At 60.2% G+C, this 22510-nt stretch carries 22 protein-coding genes; 5 read left to right on the top strand and 17 right to left on the bottom strand.

All coding sequences use genetic code 11. The annotated features are described in order from the left end of the window. The first annotated feature begins 1 nt into the window (after window position 1). The 5 genes from V2L18_RS21420 to V2L18_RS21400 all read left to right on the top strand — a co-directional run bounded on the left by V2L18_RS21420 (window position 2) and on the right by V2L18_RS21400 (window position 3201). Complete coding sequence (locus V2L18_RS21420; protein ID WP_336180388.1) at window positions 2–550, top strand: formate hydrogenlyase complex iron-sulfur subunit; 549 nt, start codon at window positions 2–4, stop codon at window positions 548–550. Then, a complete protein-coding gene (locus V2L18_RS21415) occupies window positions 547–1341 on the top strand; it encodes an NADH-quinone oxidoreductase subunit B family protein (RefSeq protein WP_336180387.1) in 795 nt (264 codons plus the stop codon). The genes V2L18_RS21420 and V2L18_RS21415 overlap by 4 nt, the downstream gene beginning before the upstream one ends. Window positions 1342–1344: 3 nt before the next feature. Beyond that, window positions 1345–1761, top strand: coding sequence for a formate hydrogenlyase maturation HycH family protein (locus V2L18_RS21410; protein ID WP_336180386.1), 417 nt, complete (start codon window positions 1345–1347; stop codon window positions 1759–1761). After that, a complete protein-coding gene (gene hycI, locus V2L18_RS21405) occupies window positions 1761–2219 on the top strand; it encodes a hydrogenase maturation peptidase HycI (RefSeq protein ID WP_336180385.1) in 459 nt (152 codons plus the stop codon). The genes V2L18_RS21410 and hycI overlap by 1 nt, the downstream gene beginning before the upstream one ends. A gap of 130 nt (window positions 2220–2349) precedes the next feature. After that, a complete protein-coding gene (locus tag V2L18_RS21400; protein WP_336180384.1) occupies window positions 2350–3201 on the top strand; it encodes a formate/nitrite transporter family protein in 852 nt (283 codons plus the stop codon). Window positions 3202–3614: 413 nt separating this feature from the next. On the opposite strand, the gene hypE is transcribed toward V2L18_RS21400, so the two are convergent. The 17 genes from hypE to V2L18_RS21315 all read right to left on the bottom strand — a co-directional run bounded on the left by hypE (window position 3615) and on the right by V2L18_RS21315 (window position 22329). Next, window positions 3615–4679 carry a hydrogenase expression/formation protein HypE gene (hypE, locus tag V2L18_RS21395; protein ID WP_336180383.1) on the bottom strand — a complete coding sequence of 355 codons (1065 nt, stop codon included), beginning with the start codon at window positions 4677–4679 and terminating at the stop codon, window positions 3615–3617. 21 nt (window positions 4680–4700) lie between these two features. After that, a complete protein-coding gene (gene hypD, locus V2L18_RS21390; protein ID WP_336180382.1) occupies window positions 4701–5813 on the bottom strand; it encodes a hydrogenase formation protein HypD in 1113 nt (370 codons plus the stop codon). Next, window positions 5810–6061, bottom strand: a complete 252-nt coding sequence (locus V2L18_RS21385) for a HypC/HybG/HupF family hydrogenase formation chaperone (protein WP_336180381.1) — start codon at window positions 6059–6061, stop codon at window positions 5810–5812. The genes hypD and V2L18_RS21385 overlap by 4 nt, the downstream gene beginning before the upstream one ends. Window positions 6062–6078: 17 nt before the next feature. Further along, the gene (locus V2L18_RS21380; protein ID WP_336180380.1) at window positions 6079–7236 is read right to left on the bottom strand and encodes a carbamoyltransferase HypF; all 1158 of its coding nucleotides are present in this window, start codon (window positions 7234–7236) and stop codon (window positions 6079–6081) included. Between the two features lie 2 nt (window positions 7237–7238). Beyond that, window positions 7239–8150 carry a hydrogenase nickel incorporation protein HypB gene (gene hypB, locus V2L18_RS21375; RefSeq protein ID WP_336180379.1) on the bottom strand — a complete coding sequence of 304 codons (912 nt, stop codon included), beginning with the start codon at window positions 8148–8150 and terminating at the stop codon, window positions 7239–7241. A 211-nt stretch (window positions 8151–8361) separates the two neighbouring features. Then, entirely contained in the window at window positions 8362–9198 is an 837-nt protein-coding gene (fdhD, locus tag V2L18_RS21370; RefSeq protein WP_336180378.1) for a formate dehydrogenase accessory sulfurtransferase FdhD, read from the bottom strand. Window positions 9199–9712: 514 nt separating this feature from the next. After that, window positions 9713–10108: a GtrA family protein gene (locus V2L18_RS21365; protein WP_336180377.1), complete on the bottom strand. Its 396-nt coding sequence runs from the start codon at window positions 10106–10108 to the stop codon at window positions 9713–9715. Further along, window positions 10099–10761, bottom strand: a complete 663-nt coding sequence (locus tag V2L18_RS21360) for a class I SAM-dependent methyltransferase (protein ID WP_336180376.1) — start codon at window positions 10759–10761, stop codon at window positions 10099–10101. The genes V2L18_RS21365 and V2L18_RS21360 overlap by 10 nt, the downstream gene beginning before the upstream one ends. Before the next feature lie 17 nt (window positions 10762–10778). Beyond that, window positions 10779–12059 carry an NAD(P)/FAD-dependent oxidoreductase gene (locus V2L18_RS21355; RefSeq protein ID WP_336180375.1) on the bottom strand — a complete coding sequence of 427 codons (1281 nt, stop codon included), beginning with the start codon at window positions 12057–12059 and terminating at the stop codon, window positions 10779–10781. Window positions 12060–12073: 14 nt separating this feature from the next. Beyond that, a complete protein-coding gene (locus V2L18_RS21350; RefSeq protein WP_336180374.1) occupies window positions 12074–13003 on the bottom strand; it encodes an NAD(P)-dependent oxidoreductase in 930 nt (309 codons plus the stop codon). Window positions 13004–13005: 2 nt separating this feature from the next. Further along, window positions 13006–13746, bottom strand: coding sequence for an SDR family NAD(P)-dependent oxidoreductase (locus V2L18_RS21345; RefSeq protein ID WP_336180373.1), 741 nt, complete (start codon window positions 13744–13746; stop codon window positions 13006–13008). Window positions 13747–13757: 11 nt separating this feature from the next. After that, the gene (locus tag V2L18_RS21340; protein WP_336180372.1) at window positions 13758–15080 is read right to left on the bottom strand and encodes an FAD-binding oxidoreductase; all 1323 of its coding nucleotides are present in this window, start codon (window positions 15078–15080) and stop codon (window positions 13758–13760) included. Further along, window positions 15077–16507, bottom strand: a complete 1431-nt coding sequence (locus V2L18_RS21335) for a UbiA family prenyltransferase (RefSeq protein ID WP_336180371.1) — start codon at window positions 16505–16507, stop codon at window positions 15077–15079. Before V2L18_RS21335 ends, V2L18_RS21340 begins: the two co-directional genes overlap by 4 nt. Before the next feature lie 48 nt (window positions 16508–16555). Continuing rightward, complete coding sequence (locus tag V2L18_RS21330) at window positions 16556–17785, bottom strand: Bcr/CflA family efflux MFS transporter (RefSeq protein WP_336180370.1); 1230 nt, start codon at window positions 17783–17785, stop codon at window positions 16556–16558. A gap of 268 nt (window positions 17786–18053) precedes the next feature. Next, entirely contained in the window at window positions 18054–18644 is a 591-nt protein-coding gene (locus V2L18_RS21325; RefSeq protein ID WP_336180369.1) for a TetR/AcrR family transcriptional regulator, read from the bottom strand. A gap of 213 nt (window positions 18645–18857) precedes the next feature. Then, window positions 18858–19799: a glucose-1-phosphate thymidylyltransferase RfbA gene (rfbA, locus tag V2L18_RS21320; protein ID WP_336180368.1), complete on the bottom strand. Its 942-nt coding sequence runs from the start codon at window positions 19797–19799 to the stop codon at window positions 18858–18860. Between the two features lie 229 nt (window positions 19800–20028). Continuing rightward, window positions 20029–22329, bottom strand: a complete 2301-nt coding sequence (locus V2L18_RS21315; protein ID WP_336180367.1) for a hypothetical protein — start codon at window positions 22327–22329, stop codon at window positions 20029–20031. Window positions 22330–22510 lie beyond the last annotated feature (181 nt).

Raw genomic sequence — 22510 nt, 5'->3', positions numbered from 1 at the left:
CATGTTGAAACTCCTGAAGGAAATCCTCCGTACCGGCAATGCGACCGTGCAGTATCCCTTCGCTCCCTATGAGGCGAGCAAGGACTTTCGCGGCAAGCCGGAACACGACGCGGAGAAGTGCATCGCCTGCGCGGCCTGCACCATCGCCTGCCCGCCCAACGCCATTCACATGGATACCGATCTGGATGCGGGAACGCGGACCTGGTCGATCGACTACGGCCGCTGCATCTTCTGCGGCCGTTGCGAAGAGAGCTGCCCGACCGGTGCCATCGCACTAACGCCGGAATTCGAGCTGGCCGTGATGTGCAAGGAAGATCTGACCGTCAAGGCGGTCTTCCAGCTCGACCATTGCCGCTCCTGCGGCAAGCCCTTCGCCCCCCTCAAGGAGGTCGAATACGTCGGCAAGCTTCTGGCCCAGACCGGCTCCGAAACCGATCGCAGCGAGCGCGAGGAGCAGATCCTTCACACCTGCCCCGAGTGCAAGCGCAAGAATGACCTTGAGCAAGTGAGCCGGATGAAGATCGCGGCCCAGATGGAGAGCAGAAAATGAATTCTCCGTTCAACGCCCCCTTCACGACCGACGGGCTGCAGGCGAAGCCGCCCGTCGTCTCGATCCCCGATCAGGTGGCCAAGATGAAAGCCGCCCTGCTCAAGGATATCCAGCGTTCTGCCTATGTCTATCGCGTCGACTGCGGCGGCTGCAATGGTTGCGAAATCGAGATCTTCGGAACAATCACGCCGGTCTTCGACAGCGAGCGCTTCGGCATCAAGGTCGTGCCCTCGCCGCGTCACGCCGACATTCTGCTCTATACCGGCGCGGTGACGCGTTCCATGCGGATGCCAGCGCTGAGAAGCTGGGAGGCGGCACCTGACCCGAAGATCGTCGTCTCCTACGGCGCCTGCGGCTGCACCGGCGGCATCTTCCATGACATGTATTGCGTGTGGGGCGGCACCGACAAGATCGTCCCCGTGGACGTCTTCATCCCCGGCTGCCCGCCGACGCCGGCGGCCACGATCTACGGCTTTGCCGTGGCGCTCGGTCTCCTGGGCCAGAAGCTGAAGACCCACACGCATATCGAGCAGGAAGGCGAAAGCGTTCAGGTCTCGCATCCCGATATTCCCTACAAGCTGCGCGTGGCGCTTGAGCGTGAGGCACGTCGGATGGCGGGTTATCGCCAGGGCCGCGATCTCGTCGAGGAGTTCCTCGATCAGCTCGACGCCACAACCGCCACTCCCTTGCCCCAGCGCATGCAGCGCTTCGTCGCGAGCCAGGAAGACCCCCGCCGCGCCGAAATATTCGGCTGTCTTCAGGGGATCGTCACCCAGGCAATCGGAGGCTGAGAAATGACCATGGTCGGCACCAAGCGCGTCATCTTCTACCAGCTCAGTGCGAAATACATGGAGCGGGAAGAGGATATCCCGCCCGAGTCGAAGGAAGTCATGTACTACTCCCTCGCCATCGGGCACCACATCGGCGTCTTCGACTGTTTCAAGCCACAGCTGAAATGCTCCGGCGACCTCTACGACCGGATCATCTCGGCTCTGCCTGAGGCATCCGAAGCCCGCCGCAAGCTCGCCGGACTTCACAAGTTCGGCGAAATCATCGTCGATGCCACCCACACCAAGATGCTGCTGGCGGCGATCGACACCCTCCTGCCCGATGCCGACGACGACATGGGGGAATGGCTCAAAGGCCTGCGCGCATCGCTCGAAGCGATCCGCGCAGAGCCCGCGATCTATCTGATGGGGAGGATCATGTGATGAAACGCGTGGTCTTTACCGTCGGAAACCCGATGCGCGGCGACGATGCGGCAGGTCCGCTTCTGGCGGAAATGCTTGAAAACGAACCAGCGCCTGGTTGGGACGTCATCGACGGCGCCGATGTTCCGGAAAACCACACGCACGCCGTGCGCAGGCTGGAGCCGGATCAGGTGCTCGTCGTGGACGCCGCGGCGATGGGGCTGGAACCCGGAGAAATCCGCAGGATCGATGAAGGTGACGTCGCTGAGAACTTTCTCATCACGACGCACGCCATCCCACTGAATTTCCTCATTCAAAGTCTGAAGGAGACGGTCTCAGACATCCAGTTTCTCGGGATACAGCCCGAGGATACGAGCTTCTATGGCCCCGTTACCCCCGTCGTCCGCGAAGCCGTCGCAGCGCTTCACAGACATCTCGTTTCGGGAGGAGCCCCGGAAGATTATCAACCGGTCGCCTGACGTTCTGCGGCCTCTCCCGCAAAACGTCAGGCGTACCGTTCCGCGAACCCGATACCGAAGGGAGATTTCGATGGTAACGGGACAAAAGCAAGACGCACAGATCAAGTTAGATGCACTAACTCCGATTGAAATGGAAGAGAAGGCCGAACTGGCCGGCATCAGCAAAGCCAAGATGCCCGCCATGCCGATGTTCCTCCTGGCGATAGCCGCCGGCGCGTTCATCGGTCTCGGCGGCATGTACTACTGCATCATCGCTGCCGACCCCAACCTCGGTTTTGCCGCCAAGAAAATGGTCGGCGGCATCGCCTTCTGCCTCGGACTGGCCCTTGTTCTCGTGGCTGGCGCCGAGCTGTTTACAGGCAATTCTCTGATGGTCATGGCCCGCCTCAGCGGCCGGATCACCACCCCGCAAATCCTGCGAAACTGGATCATCGTTTGGGTTGGCAACCTTGTCGGCTCCGTCGTGATCGTCTTCATCGCCTTCATGGCGCATGAATACACGCTCAACGGCAATGGCGTCGAAACGGTGATGCTGAAAATCGGTATCGCGAAGGTATCACTGGATTCCACGACGATCTTCTTCAAGGCGATCATGTGCAACCTGATGGTGTGCCTGGCCGTGTGGCTCGCCTATTCCTGCCGCACCGTCGCCGACAAGATCATCGCAATCATCCTGCCGATCTCAGGCTTCGTTGCCGCCGGCTTCGAGCACTGTGTCGCCAACATGTACTTCCTGCCCTTCGCCTATCTCCTGAAGGAGACGGGCAATGTCCCGGAAGGTATGGACGTTTCGGCCCTGTCCATTGCCAGCATCGCGCACAACATCCTGTTCGCTACGGCCGGCAACATCGTCGGCGGCGGTCTCTTCGTCGGCGCCCTCTACTGGGCGATCTATCGCAAGGGTATGGGCGGAACGGCAGCGGCCGCCTCGAAGCAGGAAAAGACGAGTGCCGCCAGCGGCCAGGTGGCGGCTCAGCAGTAATTGACGAAACGCGGTCCGGGGTTCCCTCCTGCCGACCAGGGAACTTCGGGCCTCGTCTCCCGCAGATACGATCGATCCGGACCATGGAAACGCATTCGCCACGGCCCTGGTCCTCGTGAAGCGGGGGACAAGTGGAGCGCGGTAAGGACAGAGGTCTCGCTGTCCTGCCGCGCTCCATGCGTCTGTTGTTCAGGCACGGTGCCGCGACCTGCGCGGCGCGCCGTAACATTGTGCCAGTGGCATCCGAACACAAGAAAGCCCCTCCTTCGATCTCCCCGAAGGAGGGGCTTCAGAACACAGACTGTCGGCCGAATGTCCGGCGCCACGGCGGCTTTCACATATTCAGGAACCGGATCCAAAGTCCGGGGTGGCGGACCATCCAGAGCTCGCACGTCGGTTCCGACGAATATGCATCAGCAGATGCGCGGCAATTGCTCGCCGTTCAGCCATTCCACAACACGCTCGGAGCCAAAGCTCGTCTCCAGCCGCACCAGGCGCAGCGGATCAGCCACGACATGGCCGATAATTGCCGCATCCGCGCCGAATTCCGCCGACCGCATGATACGCAACACCGCGTCCGCTTTCTCGCGCGGACAGAAGGCGAGCAACTTGCCCTCGTTCGCAACCCCCAGCGGGTCGATGCCGAGAAGCTCGCATGCCCCTCGCACCGCCGACTTGATCGGCAGTGCTTCCTCGCGTAGCACCAGCCCGACACCCGATTGATTGGCAAGTTCGTTCAGCGTCGCGGCCAGGCCGCCGCGCGTGGGGTCGCGCAGGCAATGGATTTCGGGCTCGGCATCCACCATCGCTCGGATCATCCGATGCAGCGGCGCGCTGTCGCTCTCGATGGTCGTTTCGAAGTCGAGGTTTTCCCGCTTCGACAGAATGGCGATGCCATGGTCGCCGATCGAGCCGGATACGAGGATCGCATCCCCTTCCCTGATTCTGTCGCCGCCGATCTCTACCCCATCGGCAAGCACGCCGACGCCGGCGGTGGAAATAAAGACACCGTCGGCCTTCCCCCGTTCCACGACCTTCGTGTCGCCGGTTACGATTGGCACCCCGGCGGCGCGCGATGCGTCGGCCATGCTCACGACAATCTGTCGGAGGTCCGCAAGCGGGAGACCTTCCTCGATGATGAAGCTCGCCGACAGATAGAGAGGCGTCGCGCCGCTCATGGCGACATCATTGATGGTGCCGTGAACAGCGAGCGAACCAATATCGCCGCCGGGAAAGAACAGCGGAGAAATGACATAGCCGTCCGTCGACATGACGAGGCGCCCGTTGGCCGGCGGCATGACCGCCATGTCGTTTCCCTGGGCGAGATACTCGTTGTCAAAGGCGCTGCCGAAGACCTCCGATACCAATTGCGCCATGGCACGACCGCCGCCGCCGTGGGTCATGTCGACCCGTCCTTTGGCAATGTCGAGCGCATGCGGGAACAGGCGGGTGTTCCGTACTCCGGATTGATCGTTCATTCTCCGCTCCTTCGTTCCCTGTTAGGCGGCCGTCTTGGACCGGTGCCGGCCATAAAGCCAATGAGCCGCGCAACCGCCCTCGCTTGAAACCATGCAGGAGCCGATGGGATCATCCGGCGTGCAAACGCGCCCGAAGAGCGCGCATTCTTCAGGACGCTTGAGGCCGCGCACGACCTCAGCGCACGCACAGGATTTCGGATCAGGCACCGCCCGATAGGGCAGTCCGAATTTCAGTTCCGCATCGAACGCCGCGTATGCGTCCGCAACACACAGCGCACTGTCCGGCAAACGACCAAGCCCCCGCCACTCGAAGGCACCGCGCAACTGCATCGTTTCCGCGATCACCTCCCGCGCCTTCGGGTTGCCGACCGCCGGAAGCGCGCGGACATAGGCGTTCTCCACACGCGGACGGCCTTCGTTGACCTGACGCGTCAGCATAAGGATCGCCTGAAGGAGGTCGAGCGGCTCGAAGCCCGCCACGACAATCGCCTGACCGCGGTCTGCAAATTCCTGATAGGGCTCGATGCCGATCACTGCGGAAACATGACCCGGCCCGATGATACCCTGAAGCGGCAGGCTTTCACCGTCGAGGATCGCCCGCATGGCGGCCGGCGTCAGCACGTGGTTGCAGAACACCGAAAAATTGGTCAGCCCTTCCGCCTTCGCGATCTTGAGCGCCATGGCGGTCGGAGGCGTCGTCGTCTCGAAACCGATAGCAAGGAAGGCGACTTCCCGATCCGGATTTTCCCGCGCGATCTTCAGCGCATCGAGCGTCGACCACACCATGCGGACATCCGCCCCTCCCGCCTTGGCCTTCATGAGGCTCGCGCGATGGGATCCGGGCACCCGCATCATGTCGCCGTAAGTGCACAGAATGACTCCGTGGTCTCTGGCGAGTTCGATCGCGCTGTCGATACGCCCCACCGGCAACACACACACCGGGCATCCGGGGCCATGCACGAGGCGAATGTTCTCCGGGAGCATTGCCTCTAGCCCGTAACGAGCGATGGTGTGGGTATGCCCGCCACAGAATTCCATGAAGGTGTAGGAGCGGTCGACGACACACTCGGCTGCGATTGCCGCCGCAATCTTGCGCGCGAGCTTGCCGTCCCGGAATTCAGATGCGTACTTCATCCCGCCAACCCCGCCAAATTGAGTTCGCCGGCGAGTTCGCCCATCTCTCTCAGCGCATCCAGCGTATCTTTCGCCTCTTCCGGTGAAATCCGGCTCAGTGCGAAGCCCACATGAATGAGGACATAATCGCCGACGGCGATCTCGCTGAGTAGAGCAAGGCTTACCGCCTTCTCGATACCGTCAATGCTAACCTTCCCCATGCCGTCGGGCAGGAGTTCGATCACTTCGGCCGGAATTGCCAGACACATTGTCGTTTCCCTTCGAACTAGATCGTCTCGTCCAGCAGTTGCGCCGCCGCGTAAGCCTGCCCGAGACTGATCGCCGGGTCGCCCGGCCCGAGCCGGTCGGATTTGAGGATCTGGACGCCCTGGGCACCCAACCTGTAGGAGAGATCCCGTGTCAGAACCTTGTTGAAGAAGCAGCCGCCTGAATAGACAATGCCCGTCACCGGCGCCGGCAGGCGGTGCATGGTGACAACAACCCATTCCGCTATCGCGGCCGCCAGGGTTCCGTGAAAGATATTGGCGCCTTCCTGCGGATCAGTCACATCTGCCAGCGCCGTCAGCAGAGGCCGCAGATCGAGTTCGCCTTCACCGGAGATCCGCCAACCGGTCGGCAACTCCTTCGGCTCGCTCACCAGCGCTTCCAGCGCGATGGGCGCCTGACCTTCGCGCTCCGCGACATCGCAAACTCCCAGCAAGCCAGCAGCTGCGTCGAAGAGCCTGCCCATGGAAGTGGTTTGCGGGCAGTTGAGGCCCTTTTCCATGACAAGACTGAGTTTGCTCGCACCTGCAAGATGCGGCCAGCGGCGGGCAATCTCATCTCCCCGGCCTATCGCGTGGAGCGCAGCCGCCCCCATGCGCCAGACCTCGCGCGCAGCGACATCGCCGCCCGGCTGCAGCAACGGGCAGAGATGTCCCGCCCGGAAGTAGTGGCCCCCATCGACAAAAAGCAGTTCGCCGCCCCAGGCCTCGTTGCAGGGCCCGAGGCCGAAGCCGTCGAAGGAAAGCCCCAACACCGGGGCCTCATGCCCGTTTTCCGCGGCAACTGCCGCCACGTGAGCATGATGGTGCTGAACGGGTATCCGTTCCGCGCATAAATCTTCTGCGAGAACAGCTGCAAAGCGTGTCGTCGGGAAATCGGGATGGAGATCGTGGGCAACCGCTGCCGGAACGACTTCGAGCTGCGAAATCAACGCCCACGCCGTCTCTTGCATCGCTTCAATGGCACCGGGCGTATCGGTGTGCCCGATATCGCGAGTGACGTAGGCCTTGTTTCCGTCGATCACGGTGATCGTGTCTTTCAGGAATGCCCCAAGCCCGATAACCGGCGGCAGCGAACGCGGCAGGTCCAGAACGAGGTGGATGAGATCATCCCCCACATTGGCACGCTTCACCCTTTTGCGCTCGGCCGGTGGTGCCATCGTCACGCGCCCCTTGCGGCCATAAGTCCCGCGCGACGTTCCCGCACCCAGTCGAGCCAGGCCTCAAGCCCCTCTCCGGTTGTTGCCGAAAGCTGCAGGATCTGGAGCGATGGATTCACCCGGCGCGCAAGCCCCATGCAGCGCGCAATGTTAAACTGGACATAGGGCGCGAGATCGATCTTGTTCAGGATCATCAGGTCCGCGACGGCGAACATGTCGGGGTACTTGATCGGCTTGTCTTCGCCCTCCGTCACCGAAAGGATCACGACCTTGGCCGCCTCGCCCAGATCGAATGCCGCGGGGCAGACAAGATTGCCGACGTTCTCGATGAACAGCACAGAGCCTTCCGCGGGCGAAAGCGCGGTCGCGGCGTCCTCGATCATCGCCGCATCGAGATGACATCCCTTGCCGGTATTGACCTGAACGGCCGGCGCGCCGGTTGCACGGATACGGTCAGCGTCGTTGGACGTCTGCTGGTCGCCCTCGATGACCGCGACAGGAAGCTCCGCCGACAGCGCCTTTACCGTCTCGCACAGCAGCGTCGTCTTGCCTGAACCGGGACTGGAAAGCAGATTGAGAGCAAAAACGCCGTTCTCCTCGAACCGCGCGCGGTTCTTTGCCGCGCGCCGGTCGTTCTCCCCAAGAACGGCCTCTTCCATCTTGATCACGCGGGCCTGATCCAGACCGGGAACCGAAACGCCCGCCTCGCCCTGACCGTAGTGGATATGCGGCTCACCATGGGAGTGGTCATGGCCGTGATCGTGGGCAACGCCGGCGGCGTGGAGCGCCGCATGCTCGGCCTCGCTCATGCCCTCGTGATCGTGGTGGTGATCGTGATGATGGTGATGGCCGTGGTCGTGGGCATGGTCATGGCCTTCGACGTGAGCCTGGCCGCAACCGCAAACGCTGCACATGGCGATCTTCTCCGATGCCCGCTTCTTCACCCTTTACACGGCTTGCGCGTTAGTAGCAGGCATCGGCCCAACGCTTGCGTGCATTTTCCAGATCCTTCAACCCGAGGAGGCCACACGCACACCGGCGCCTCCATGAGGCATATCAAATTACGTCTTTCCCCAGACGGCGTCCGCATATCCCGTCCATTTGCCTCCTCCGCCGCATAATTGCCTAGAACGCAATCCGGTCCATCCGGGTAAACACTTCAAACCCGTCGCGACGCGCAACTCCGACAAGTGTCAGCCCGGCGGATTCCGCCGTGCGAATGGCGAGTCGCGTCGGTGCCGATACGGCGACCAGAACGGGAACTCCCATCACAGCTGCCTTCTGAACGATCTCGACGGAGACGCGGCTGGTTATCGTCGCGATCCCCATTGTCTGATCGACACCGCCGCGCCTCAGGGCGCCGACGAGCTTGTCCATCGCATTGTGACGGCCAAGATCTTCGCGCGCCGCCACGAGACCCCGCGAAGGCGTCCAGAAGCCTGCGGCATGGACCGCATGCGTTTCGCGGAAAAGCGGCTGGCCCTGAGACAGCGCATTGATCGCCTCCATGACCTGTTCCGGCGTGAAGCGGACACCGTCCGCGCCGACCGGGGCCGGCTCTGGAAGCGCCTCTTCCAGGCTCTCCACACCGCACAGACCGCATCCCGTAGGCCCCGCGAGAGCGCGCCGGCGCGCCGAAAGCCGCCCGGCGCACTCTTCATCCACCCAAAGCCGCGCCTCAACGCCCGTCGTGAAAGCGGCAATCTCGATCGACTTGATCTGCTCGATATCTGTGATGATCCGTTCGGTCAGGCTGAAACCGACCGCGAAATCCTCAAGCTGCAGTGGCGTCGCCATCATCACGGCATGCGTGGCACCATTATAGGTGACGGCGATGGCCGCCTCCTCCGGCACCTCGCGACTATCCTCGGGAGCAGCCGTGCCGCGCCACGCAATCCGCCGCACGGCGCTGTGTGTTGAAAGAGAGGCGGGATCAAGTTCGGTGAGATCGCAACTCGTCATGCTTGCAGCTCCAGATCCGGCGACTGACGGGACACCCCGGACGTATCGTCCAAACAGCGCGAAAGGCGGGCCGAAGGTCTGGCCACCTCTGGCTCCGGCCGGCCTCACCTGGTGGCCTCTCATCATGGCTCAACCGGGATATAGCGCGGCCTGCCGCCTTTTTCTCTGCCAAGAGATAGTATCTCTATCACCGAAATTGCATGGACATGGCGCAAGTCCGAAAATAAAAAGAGAACCTGTGGCGGGCATGACCCAATAAAAATCGGTTATCGGCAGTATATTCAGATGACAGAAGAAGTGTCCGTTTGTCGCACATGGCATCGTCGGTGAACGCGGCGAGTGCTGGAACTTCGCAGCATCGGACGGCATAGCAGCGGCGCGATTCACGCCCCTAACGCAGACGCCTCCCAACCCGACCGGCGCGTTCGGGAGATCCCACATTGAGACTTCAGGGGGCCTTCAGGGCTAAATCGTATCGTGAGCACAATCGGCGGGTTTCGTCCCGATCGCGCGGCTACCGTGACGAGAATGTGTATTTCTTGTGCAGCACGTAACTCGTCAGGATCGGACTGAGAACGCCGATCGTGTGCGCGACGGTGTCGGCGTGAAAATGATAGCCGACCGCGGGAAGGACATGGTCCTTGAACAGGATACTGAGACCCCAGACCTGACCGAGGGCGGCCATGTTCACCAAAAAATAGCGCAGGTACTCGGCGAGGGATACGCGCCCAGAGCTTTCGAAAACGAGAAATTTCATCAATGTGTAGCCGGTCACCAGGCCCACCACGTAGGCCAGGACAATCGAAACCGAGTAGCTGGCGAACGTGGAAAACAGAATGCGCGCGCCGACATTGGCCGCCGCCGCGATGCCGCCTGACAGGACGAACCGGACGAAAACGCCTACCTGCATGGCTTTTCCGCGGTCACCAGAAACTGCTTACCGAGCACTCGCCAAGCAACCGGTAGCCGCAAATACAATTTCACGAGAAAGTCGGCCGTCGGCGTTCGTCCGTTCATCGTGTAGGGCAGAAACCGAGGGATGGCTTCCACAATGTTGAAACCGGCGAGCCTCAGTCCTTCCGAAAGCGACAGATCCGACAGCGGCAGATAGTGGTCGTAGAAATCCCAGTACTCGCGGTACGCGTAACGAATATTGGGGCCAAGAACAATGAACCGCCCCCCCGGCTTTAGAACATCGAAGACGTTTGCCAGAACGGCGTCGCATTCCGCCTTGTCCTTCAGATGCTCCAGGAAATTGGAGGTGAAGACGACATCGACAGCATTGCGTCCGATCGCCGACAGGTCGGTCGCAGCCGACAATGTGAACTCAACATCCGATCCCACGTGCCGGCGCGCATCCGGGTTCAGATCCACCGCGCATTTGCGACCGCAGGAGATGTTGTTGATGAAATCACCGTAACCACACGCCAGGTCAAGCACCGTCGCATCGGCTGGCACCCGGCGGCTGAAGAAGTCCTCGCACAGGATTTTCCAGACCCGATCCCGCTTCTGAATCCCAGCACTTTCAAAACGTTCCTGATACAGTTGAGCGAGAGTATCCATGTCGTCTCCTGAATATCCTATTGAACGAGCTCGGCCATTTCGCGTCCAAGACGCACGCTCTCGGCAATTCCACGGTCTTCGGGGTAGTAATAGCTGGTGTCTGCAGCCAGAAATCCTGGCACATCGGTCTGTATGGGTGGCAGCTGGTCGCGGAAATTCGGCCCGCATACGGGTTGTGCGTACCGCAACCGACTGACATGCGCGTCCAGCAGATCAGCTTGGCTCAGATCAGGGTTTATCTGACGCAAATATCCGAAAGCTTCGTCGGCGAATTCCTGATCGCTCCACCGCCACCTGCGCTGGTTCGTCGGCATGTAGTAGGGGATATAGACAAAACTGTCGGGCAGCGGCCTCAGATTCGAAAACTCAATTATTCCCGGTATTTCAATTTCTTCATCGACGATATTCACCCAGAAATTGCGACTGACAGAACGTTTCAGCCGGAACAGGAGACAGACGACACCGATATTCCTTATCCCTTCGTATTTCCGCTTGAGATCGTCGCCCAGCGCCGGCACGAGGCGTGGGACGAGCGCTGCCGGAACGGTCGAGATCACAGCGTCAGCGGGATAGAAAGTGCCGTTGGCCGAAAGTCCGGCGACCTTGCCGTTCTCGACCTCCACCCGCTGCGCAGGCGTCGACAGATGAATCCGCCCCCCGCCCTCCTCGATGCTCTCGACAAGCCGGTCGACGAGCGTCTGGCTTCCGCCGTCGATATATCCGAGCTCCTCCTGAAATATCGACTTCCGCGACGTCCCGATCCTGCGGATACGCACCGCAACCCATGAGGCCGATATGCCGTCGGCGAGGTCGTGGAACTTCAGATCCATGAGGCGCTTCCAGAGCTTTTCATAGACCTCGCGACCGGACCCACCCTCCAGCCATTGACGAGCCGTCTTCGCTTCGATCGAGGCGAAGCTTCTCCGGCGCGTCGTCAGGAACATCTGCACTCCGGTCCTGAATTTCGCGACGAGACTCAGATGCGGAAAGCGCAGCAGCGAGAAAGGGTCCCCCCAGGGATGAACGCGGCCTTTCATGAAGTAGCCCATCGACGTCGGCGTCCAGCGCATGGCATCAGCGATACCCAGTTCCTGAAGCAGGGCGAACGTCGGTTCATCGGACTTGCAGACGAAATGGTAGAAGCGTTCGATGGACACGCCGCCGACCTCGAAATGAGCGGCCATGCCGCCCGGCACGTTATCCGCCTCTACGACATCCACGTCATGTCCAAGCCGGATGGCCCTGTGCGCCGCCGCAAGTCCCATCGCGCCGGCTCCGATGACGACAACTCGGCTCATGCTTGCCCCTTCCCTCAGAAATCCAGAACGATCTCGCCATAGGTAGCGTTCAGGTACGTCTCCCGGATCGCCTCCTTCAGGGGCGTCGACCGTACCTTGAAGACCTCCGGCCAATCGGTCGTCGGAAATGTCTCGGGGATAACGAGAGCCTTCAGTTGGCTGGTCGTGAAGGGCGGGTTCCGATCGATCCGCGCGTAGAGGGCGAGCAGGAACAGGAAGACCCGATAGGGGATGTTGAGGACCACGGACCGCGCGTTGACCGTGTCCCGGATCAGACGGATAAGATCCCCGTAGAATATCTTCTCCTGGCCCGAAATATCGAAAGTGCCCGTCGTTCGCCCATTGAGCGCGGCAACGATCACCTCCACGAAATCTCCCACATAGAGCGGCTGCCGGACGTAGCGCCCATTTCCCGGAACCGGAAAGACCGGCGACCTGTCCATGAAGCGCCTGAGCCAGCCCAGGTGCTTTCTATCGAACCAACCGAACATCAGCGTTGGCCGCAGCACCGCGTGCGGGATATCGTGCACTTGGTCGACAAGATGCTCCTGAGCCCGCTTCGATCGCGTGTAGAAGTCATCCGCGACTGAATTGACGACCGAGGAAGATATCAGAACGAAGTACGGCGTTCCGTGCCTGCGCATCGCAGCCAGGACGTTCTGTGTGGCAACAACGTTGTTGTCGATGAATTCCTGCTCAACCAGCCCGCCGATCTGCGCCTGGTTGATCACAACGGCATCGGCTTCGGCAAAGGCGCCCTCCCAGGCACCGCCGCATGAGAGATCCGCCTCGATGACTTGAACCTCGGGATGTAGCCGACGAAGCAGCCCCGTGTTGGTCGGATGCTTGTCGATCCCGACAAGCTCGACGCCAGGTCGCGCTTTCAGTCTTGCTACGAGGTTCTGCCCTACCAATCCTGCGGCACCCGTAATCACGACTTTCATCTTCAGATATCCATGCGATTGAAAACCCGGACCGGGAGGTTTCGAATGATCAGCATGACGTATCGCCAGAACCACGGCGCGTAGACGACCGGTCCTCGCGCCTTTCGCGCCTGCCGGTAGATGATCGCAGCGATCTGCTCGGGGCTGGACCAAAGCATCCCGCGGCCGGCCATGCCGCGCGTCATCGGCGTGTCTGTCGGTCCGGGCTTGATCAGGAGCGCGCGCGGCCCGGTATCGGCAAAGCGGTGCGCAATGCCTTCGACGAAAGCCGCAACTCCCGCCTTCGCGGCTCCGTACACGTAGTTCGCGCGCCGTCCACGATCCCCGGCGACCGATCCAATCACGAGAAGCGTTCCGCGACGCTCGCGCTCGAAATAGGCGGCGGCCGCAAGGCTCCATGCGGCCACGGAGTTGAAATTCACGCGCAAGACCGCATCTGCCGCAGCCGGATCTTTCTCCGCTTCTCCCTGCAACCCCATAACGCCGTAGGCGATGAGAAAATGGTCGATACCACCCGCGAGAGCGGCGAACTCTTCCAGACGCGCCATGACGTCAGGCTCGCTAACAAGGTCGCAAACCGTGGTCTCGGCAAGGCGTGCCCCGCGTTCCCTCAAATCGTTCGCCATAGCCGACAGACGCTGGTCGTTACGCCCGACCAGCAAGATAGCGGCTCCCTCTGCCGCATAGAGCCTGGCCGTTGCCTCCGCAATCGCCGATGTCGCCCCGAGAATAACCAGACGCATGCCGACACCCCTCACCCTGCCACCCGCCGCCAGAAGCGGGACGAGAACTGCGGATCGACATGCTTTGCGAATTCCTGCCAGTCGGGATAGCCGAGGCGGAACATCTCGGCGCTCATCCGCCCATCTTTGGCGGGGTAGAGCCTTCCCTTGGCCTCCCGCACGATTGCATCGAGACGATCCAGGAACCGCGTCGTCTCGCTGCCCCTGTTCGGGAAATCGAGCGCGAGTGTGGTGCCCTCCATCGGGAAGGAGAGCATTCCAGGCGAGGTTTTGGTCCCAAATGTCTTCAGGACCGCAAGAAACGAACTTTGTCCGGCGTCTGCTATCGCCGCCAGCATCTCCCGCGTCGCATCCGCCTGCGCCGATGCGGGAACGACGGACTGGTACTGGTACATTCCGCGCCGGCCATACATCCGGTTCCAATTGTCGACGGCATCGAGAGGATAGAAAAACCGCGCAAGAGGAACCACCTCGCGCCCCGCACGCAGACGCCCCTTGTGATAGCAGACCGCATTGAACAGACGGATAGAGTGCCGGTTCAGGAGGAAGCCGGGAAAATTCACTGGCACCCGATACCGTCGCTCGCTCGAGCGAGGCGGCCGGTCGCTGGCGGGCGCGTGATTGGCGCGCAAAAACACGCCCCGCCCAGCCATGATCGTGTCGATCCAGGAGACCGCATAGGTCCACCCGACTTCGCTTTGCGTGGATAGTTCGAAGAACTCCTCCAGATTGGAAAAGGCGGTCTTCTCGACATCCATGAGGGTGCCCGCGATCTGTTCCAGCTTAAGCTCGGCCCAGGCGATGACGCCCGTCAGACCAAGACCGCCGATCGTGGCTCTGAAGAGGGACGGGTTGTCACGTTCGGATAGCTCCAGTTCCTGGCCGGCCGATGTCACCAGTCCGATCCGCTTCACCCAGCACCCGAAGGTTCCTGCAAGATGGTGGTTCTTGCCATGGACGTCATTGGCGATCGCTCCTGCCAAGGTGACGAACCGGGTGCCCGGCGTTACCGGCAGAAAGAAACCGCGGGGCACGAACATTCGAAGCAAGGTATCCAGCGTCACCCCGCCCTCGGCGCGGACGATGCCTGTCTGCGGATCGAACGCCACGATCCGATCAAGCCCAACCGTGTCGATGAGCGCACCACCGGGATTGAGCCCACTGTCGCCGTAGGACCGGCGCGCGCCGCTCGCCAGAATCGGAAATTTGCGATCGATCGCCTCCGCGATGATGGGAGCGACCTCGTCACGCCAAGCCGGGGCCGCGACCTCATGCTCGCCCCGGATCACGCCGCCCCAGGAGCGGATGTCCTTCGATGGCCGGTAATACGTCATAGGGCAGCAACGAAGAGCAGCGCGATACCGACCCCGAGCCCGATACTCGTCCGGTCGTGGATCGCGAAATTGACAGGATCGTCCGCCATTGCGCCGCGATGAGAGAGGAGCCAAATGCGGCCCACCCAGATTGAGAGAAGCAGGGGGATACCCCCGAGCAGCTCCGGATGGCTGTAAAAAGTCCCGCTCGCCATGCTTTCAATGATGAACAGCATCATCACCACAAGCGAGACGACCGCCGATCCGGTCCCCAATGCCAGCGTGAGAGGCGCATCCTCGACCACGTAGCCACGACTGCTCAGACTGCCGCCCCCCGCCTTCGACGACCTGACGATTTCTGTATGTCGCTTGGCGACTGCCAGGGAAAAGAAGAAGAAGACCGAGAACACCAGCAGCCAGGCCGGATGCGTGTCGGCAACAAGAACCGTTCCCATCACGATGCGGGTCGTAAAAAGAACGCCGATCAGCAAAAGATCCAGCAGCGGAATACGTTTGAGCCCGGCCGAGTAAGCTCCGGTGAGAACGAGATACCCCGCCAGAACAGCGGCAAAGACAGGATCGAGTGCAATTGCTCCCAGGAGGCTTGCCGTCAAGAGGAAGCACGCAAGCGCTATTCCCACCTCGATCCGCAGCCGTCCACTCGCCAGCGGCCTGTTCTTCTTGGACCAATGCTGGCGATCCGCGCTGAGGTCCGCCACATCGTTCAGCAGGTAGGTTCCGGATGTCACCCCGAGCAGACAAAGAAATGCCAGGAAAAACTCGACCACGAGACCCGGCGTGTTCCACTGATGGGACAAGACGAGCGGAACGAAGATCAGAACATTCTTTGACCAGTGATGAACGCGAAGCGCTGTGATCAACGTGGCGAAGTCGAACCGTGAATTTCGGAATTCCTTCAATATCGGTTTGCCGAGCGCACGCGCACGGTCGGCCACCGCGTCCGGCGCACCGGCAAGCACGATACCCGCAGAGCTTTGCCACACCTGGATATCGCTCGAACTGTCGCCGACATAGATGAAGCCGTCCGGGAATTTCTCCTGAAGATATAGAGACTTCTCGAGGCCCTTGAGATTGATCACGTCGGAACCGACGGCCGATGCAAAGATTCCAAGGCGCTTTGCGACGTCCTCGGCCACGCTCTTGTGAGCTGCCGAACAAAGATGGATCGTATGCCCTTCGGCCGCCTTTTCGCGGAGCCATTCGATGAGGTCTTCGCGATAGGGAAATATGAGCTCTTCGACCTCGATCTCGCTGGCAAGGGCCGCTTTCATGTACTGCCGCCCTGTCCGCAGCTTCCAGAGAGATCGCAAAAGTGCCGCAGGCTTGCGAAAGATCGCCGCGGCAGCCATCTCGTGCAAGCTGTTCGTGAGAATGAGCGTCAGGTCGAGATCAACGACAACCGGAATGCGCGCGTCTATACTTGACATGATAGACCCTGCTAATATATAAAAATTTATATTTAAAATATAGATAGATTATCTCGCATCATTATTTAAATTCAACAATGAAAGAAGCGTCAGAACCAATAAAGAATTAAATATTATGATAATAGACATGGAATTATAAAGAAAATCACCATAGATCAATGACGCAATGAGCGTGCAGATGAAAGCGGCGACAGACGTCACGAAGTTCATGCCGCTGGAGCAAGCGCCCGAAATTCTGCGGAAGTGATGGATCGCCATGGCCGAACCTGTCGGAATGACGATCCCGAACGAGAATGTCAGCACACCGAATGGCAGGAGGTAGTCGAAGATATCCTGGTCCGGAGTGGCATTCAGGTTCACATAGAACACAATGCCGGCTGCGAGCATGATCACGCCGGCGACCCGCAAAAGGGCGACCTCGGACACTCTCCCGTCAAACACCTTCCCCATTGCACCGCCAAGCCCGAAAAGCATCGCCAGAGGGATGAAATGCACCCCGATCTCCATCGGCGAATAGCCAAGGGCGGACAGCGAAAAGGGCGCGATCGTCAAATAGGACATGTAGGCGCCAACCGTCAGCCCGACTGCGCCGGCATAGATATAGAACAGCGGGGTTGAGGCGAGCTCCTTCAATGAGGACACGATGCCGAGCGGATGTATCTTCCGCTTGCGCGTCGCGTTCAGCGTCTCGCTGAAAGCGACCGCACTGAAAAGCAGCAAGGCGGCAGCCATCAGAAAAAGCAGCATGAATACGGCGCGCCAGCCGAACGTTTCAGTGATCCAGCCTCCAAGCAACGGAGCCAGCGCCGGGGATATGCCGATGAAGGACATGACCACGCCGAAGATCGACTTCACCCGCCTCTCGTCGTCGGGAAACGTGTCGGTGACGATCGGCTGCCAGAGCACGGCGGTCGAACAGATCCCGAATGCCTGAACGAAGCGGCCGACAAGAAACATCTCGATGCTGTCCGCGCCGATGCAAGCTGCCGTTCCAAGCAGAAAGAGGCATAAGCCGACCAATAGCACGGGCTTGCGCCCGACGGCATCGGAGACCGGACCATAAAACAGTTGCGTCGCGAAGGTGCCGGCAAAGAAGGCGGGCATCGAAAGTCCCACCATCGCCGCGGTCGTTCCGAAATCTCCCTGGATCTGGTCCAGTGCCGGCACGTAAATGTCGATCCCGACCATGCTGATGATCGCGAGTGCTGTGGCGAACAAGAGGATGTACCAGTTGCTCGTCGGGCTCTTGTTCTCACTCTTGGAGGTGGCGACGCTCATCAAGAATTCCTGCTGAAAATTGGATTGCGAAAAACAAAATTCAAAAATGGCAAAACACCTTATCTATCAGTAGATAGATAAATGAGCCGGGACGCTCTGTCAACCGGACGAACGAAGGTGCCAAGCCGCATCCCGTCGGAAAAAGCAGAGATTTTAATATATTTTCAGATGGTTAGAAGGAAGATAGGTGTTCATTGAACCTTATGGGCTCGGTTGCGCCGGCGCTTCTTCTGGCTAATGGGCTCGCCAACGATAGCGTCGCATTGCCTCACCGGATCCGGGTCAGAAGATCGCGCCAGTGCTCCACGGACAATTCGAAAAGCCCAGTATCGCCGGTGGCTTTGACCAGAACGGATGCACCGTGCAGGCTTGCGAGGATCTTGCAGGCGTACCTGTCGCATTCGCCTTGCGAAAAAGTGCCTGCCGCAATGGCCGAAACGACCTTCGACAGCCAGTCCAGCTTCAGATCATAGAATGCACGGAGCTCCACTCGTGTCGCCTCGTCCAGCAGGTTCTTTTCAGCAGAAAGGACGACACACAGGCTCATGTTGTCGAAGCCGACGACCTGGTCCTTGAAACCGTCGATAAAGGCATTCAAAGCGGCCTGCGCTGCTTTAGGCTCATGCTTGGGGTCTTCAAGCCGCGAAGCGAAATCGTTGCGGTATCGGCGCATGACTTCCGCTGAAAGGTCCCCTTTCGTGGGAAAGTGATAATGGACGCTGGAGCTCTTGATGCCGACTTCGCTCGCAATGTCGCGAAAATTGAGCGACTTGTAGCCGTTCAGCAGGATCGCTCGTTCTGCGGAGTCCACAATGGCGTCCCGGGTTGGCTTTCTCGCTGCGCCTGCGGCCCTGCGCATCCCGCGTTTCCTCGCCACGTAATTGCAATTCAAGGTGTCAAAGCACCAGAAGATATAATCAGCCGGAGCCATCGAGGCAAACAGGGAGATCACCACACGAAGACGACGTCGCCCTAAGAAACGGCAAGCCATTACAATTGCCGGGGAGCCAAACCGACTTTCTCGACACGATCCCAATCCCTGCCTGTTCGTTGCCCGCGAGATGCCGGTTCGTCAGACTGGCTCGGCTTGTTCCGAAAAGCGTGAAACCGCCGATGTCCGCCTGTTGATGTCGACGCTTTGAGTATCTTTGGGAACGGCGAGCGTGCGAAGATATTGGCCGTACGCTCCAGTGCCGTACCGGTTGGCGAGATCGCAGAACGCTTCCGGTGTGACATAGCCGAGATTGACGGCAATCTCCTCCGGACACGCGATCTTGAAGCCCTGTCGCTTCTCCAGCGTACGGACATACTCTCCTGCCTCAATCAGGCTTTCCGGTGTTCCAGTATCGAGCCAGGCATAACCGCGCCCCATGATGGCGACATTCAACTTGCCCCGCTCCAGATAGACCCGATTGACATCCGTAATCTCCAGCTCGCCTCTTGGAGACGGCCGCAGGTCAGCCGCAATATCGACCACATCACAATCATAGAAATACAGCCCGGTGACGGCCCAGTTCGATTTCGGTGCGGCAGGTTTCTCCTCCAGGGATACCGCACGCTGGTTGGCATCGAACTCGACCACGCCATACCGCTCCGGATCGCTGACATGATAGGCAAAGACGGTGGCTCCCTCCTCCGTCGCCCGAGCCTTTCGCAACAGATCCGGCAGCCCATGCCCGTAATAGATGTTGTCTCCCAGGATAAGGCAGGAGCGAGAGTGGCCGACGAAGTCGGCGCCGATCACATAAGCCTGCGCCAGGCCTCCGGGGGTCGGCTGTTCGGCATAGGAGAGCGCCAGTCCCCACTGGGAACCATCGCCGAGAAGACGCTGGAACAGAGGTACGTCATGTGGCGTCGAGATGATCAGGATATCCCTTATCCCTGCCAACATGAGGGTTGTGAGGGGATAATAGATCATCGGCTTGTCGTAGACGGGAAGAAGCTGCTTGCTGACACAAACTGTCATCGGATGCAGCCTGGAGCCGCTGCCACCGGCCAGGATAATACCCTTCATTTCAAACCTCTCGGATCAAAAAACTATTTTGAATAAATGGGTTATAAGGTTTTTCGCACATACCGGAAGAATATCCCTCTTCCGATGCCTCTCGCAAAATGCACGGCCAACACGCCTGAGCCGGCCGCCCTTCTAGGCAGGCTCGCCGGATCGATCAGAAACCTCTTAAAATCAAAATCTTGAGGAGTTTCCTATCGATCCGACTCCGCAAATCGGATCAGAATATGGCCTAGAAGCGTCCGGCGTGCGGCTGAGGCGCGGCGGAGGAAACTTCTCTTTTCGAAACGGCGTCGGCGTCCGGGAAGGTCAGCAGATGCGCTGGCCATTCACATTCCGCCCACTCGTCACCGTTCGTCCATGCAATTCCCATCTCGTACTGTCCGTGAAATGCGGACGGGTCGATGTAAGCGTCAAAGCCGAGATCAGGACCGAACGGATCGCCGAACAACGCCTTCACATCGATTCTCGGGCTGCGCCTCGCCCGAACCCACGTCGTCTGACCGGCGCTGTCCGTCAGGATCAGATAAACCGTTCCGGGCTCCGATCGGGTCGCTCCGGGCACGGCAAGCCAGCCATCCACCGAGAGGATGGCGCCGATGTCCACCCTGCGCGGCGCCGGATAGACCTCATTGAGGACATCCACACCACCCAGACACGCATCCGTATTCTGGTGTCTGGTGCCCGTTGCGACGTCCTGCCTCACGACCGGATCGTAAGCGAAGCGTATCGAAACCTTCGGGCGGTGCGGCAAGTTTACCGCGTAGAACCTGATTTCGATATCCTGCAGCCACTCTGGAAACATGTCCTTCTCGGCCACAAGGCGAACGGCGACAACCTTTTTCGCATCACGCGCCTCGTCTCCCGCGTAAAGCTCGGCAAGTTCCGTGCTGTTCGCCACGATAGGCGAAAGCATGAACCCTTCCCTGCCCATGCCACTCACGTATCGATACGATTTCGTCGCGCCCGTGGCGGTCCGAACTTCGAGGGTTAGATTGCGGGGTTTGTAGAAGAGATCAGCGATCTTGCCGAACAGGCTCTTCCGAACCTCGATCTCGACGAAGATCGGATACCGGCTTTCCGGAACCGGCTGGTACGCGCCAATCACGGCACGTTTCCTGCCCAGTTCCGTCAACGGCTCCCGCGGCCCCTCTTCCGTTCTGGCAAGATAGAGGAAATTCTCCTTGAACTCGTATGGAGCGTAGCGCGTGAGCAGCGCCGGCCACGACGCCCCATCCGCGAGCGTTGGAAAATTCCTGTCAATCGGTGTGATCCGGAACGCGATCCGGTCCGGAGCGCGAGAACCTCGAAGATAATCCGCATTCGCGCGCGCAAGCGCTCCCGTGTAGGCGGAGTAGCTCTGCAACGTCGGGCGGGGATGCCAACTCGAACCACTCGCGATCAGATCCGACTGCCAGAACGAATAGACATCTGCGCGGCCCTCAAAGATCGGGAATCCGAACTGCCGATTCAGTTCGGCCAATGTCCTTGCATAGGTGGCAGACAAATAGGAGCCGTCCTCGATGAGGCGGGCAGCGGTCACGAAAGGATCCGCCAGAACCTGCTTCGCCTTGAAGAGCATCAGATAAGGCGCGGGGATCTGCTGATTGTGCCGCTCCACATCGTACCAGCCAAACAATGCAGCAACGAGGACCGGCATCAGCGCCCAGACGCGATTGCGCACGAAAGAGAGGCAAATGGCGAGCATCACCACCGCACATCCCGCCGCAATCGTCGCGTGCCAATCGTGGCGTACGAACCCGGCCTTGAAAGCGACGAAACCGAAGAGCGTCAGAATGCCCCCTCTCAACAGTCTCGTGCCCCGGTCTGCGGATTCAAACAGCGCAATTGCCAATGCGGAAAGACCGATGGCCGCAAAGATCACCAGATCGAGGCTGCGCCCCGACACCGCCATGGCCTCCGAGTAGCCGGAAATGACAGTAGCGAGACCCGCGAAGTAACCGGGAAATGCCCCGATCGGTTGCCCCGCCAGAATCCACAGCAACAAGCTCCCAAGGATTGCACTCGCCGCTATCGTGACCATCGCCGCGTGGGAGCGCTTGGCAACGCTCAGACCCAGAACCGCCAGAAAGGCAATAGTCGCCAGCGGAAAGATCGACCCCTTGACAAGCAACAGCGCCGCAAGCCCGGCGGACGAGATCGCCAGCGCAAGCAGTTGCCCCGCCTCGCTGCGCTTGTCAGCCTCCGCCTTCCTGCCCTTTTGCCCCGACACGATGACCTTCTGAACGGCAAGGACATAGAGTACCGGATAGGACAAAAGCAGCGCATCACGCGACAGGGCACCAAGCGCCAGGACAACGCCCGCCAGAAACATGTCCCGACCGCCCCGCGAAAAAGCCCGGAACAGCGCCCAGCCATAGCCCGCAGCAAGGATCCCGCCGGCAATCAATATCATGCCATACGTGGAAGGGTGGTAGAGTTGAGAATAGACGCTCGAATAGGGCCCGAACGTGAACTTGATGTCGCGGCCGAAGACAAGCCCGTCAGCGACGGCCTGGTTGAGCCCAAGCATCCAGGACGGATCCAGTCCCCAATTCGGCATGGACGGCCCAAGGGGAACCCACACAAGCACACATAGGATGCCGAGCAGAACCCGTCCAAGGAGCCACAGCACGTGCCGGCGAGTGTGGCCGGTGTCCCCGGAACCCGCTCCCTTGTAAAATTCTCGCACCACGCGCGCCTCCCAATTCCAG

Origin of the sequence: Breoghania sp. JC706, assembly GCF_037026715.1 — a bacterium.
GTDB lineage: Bacteria > Pseudomonadota > Alphaproteobacteria > Rhizobiales > Stappiaceae > Breoghania.
This window is presented reverse-complemented; position numbering and strand designations above follow the sequence as displayed.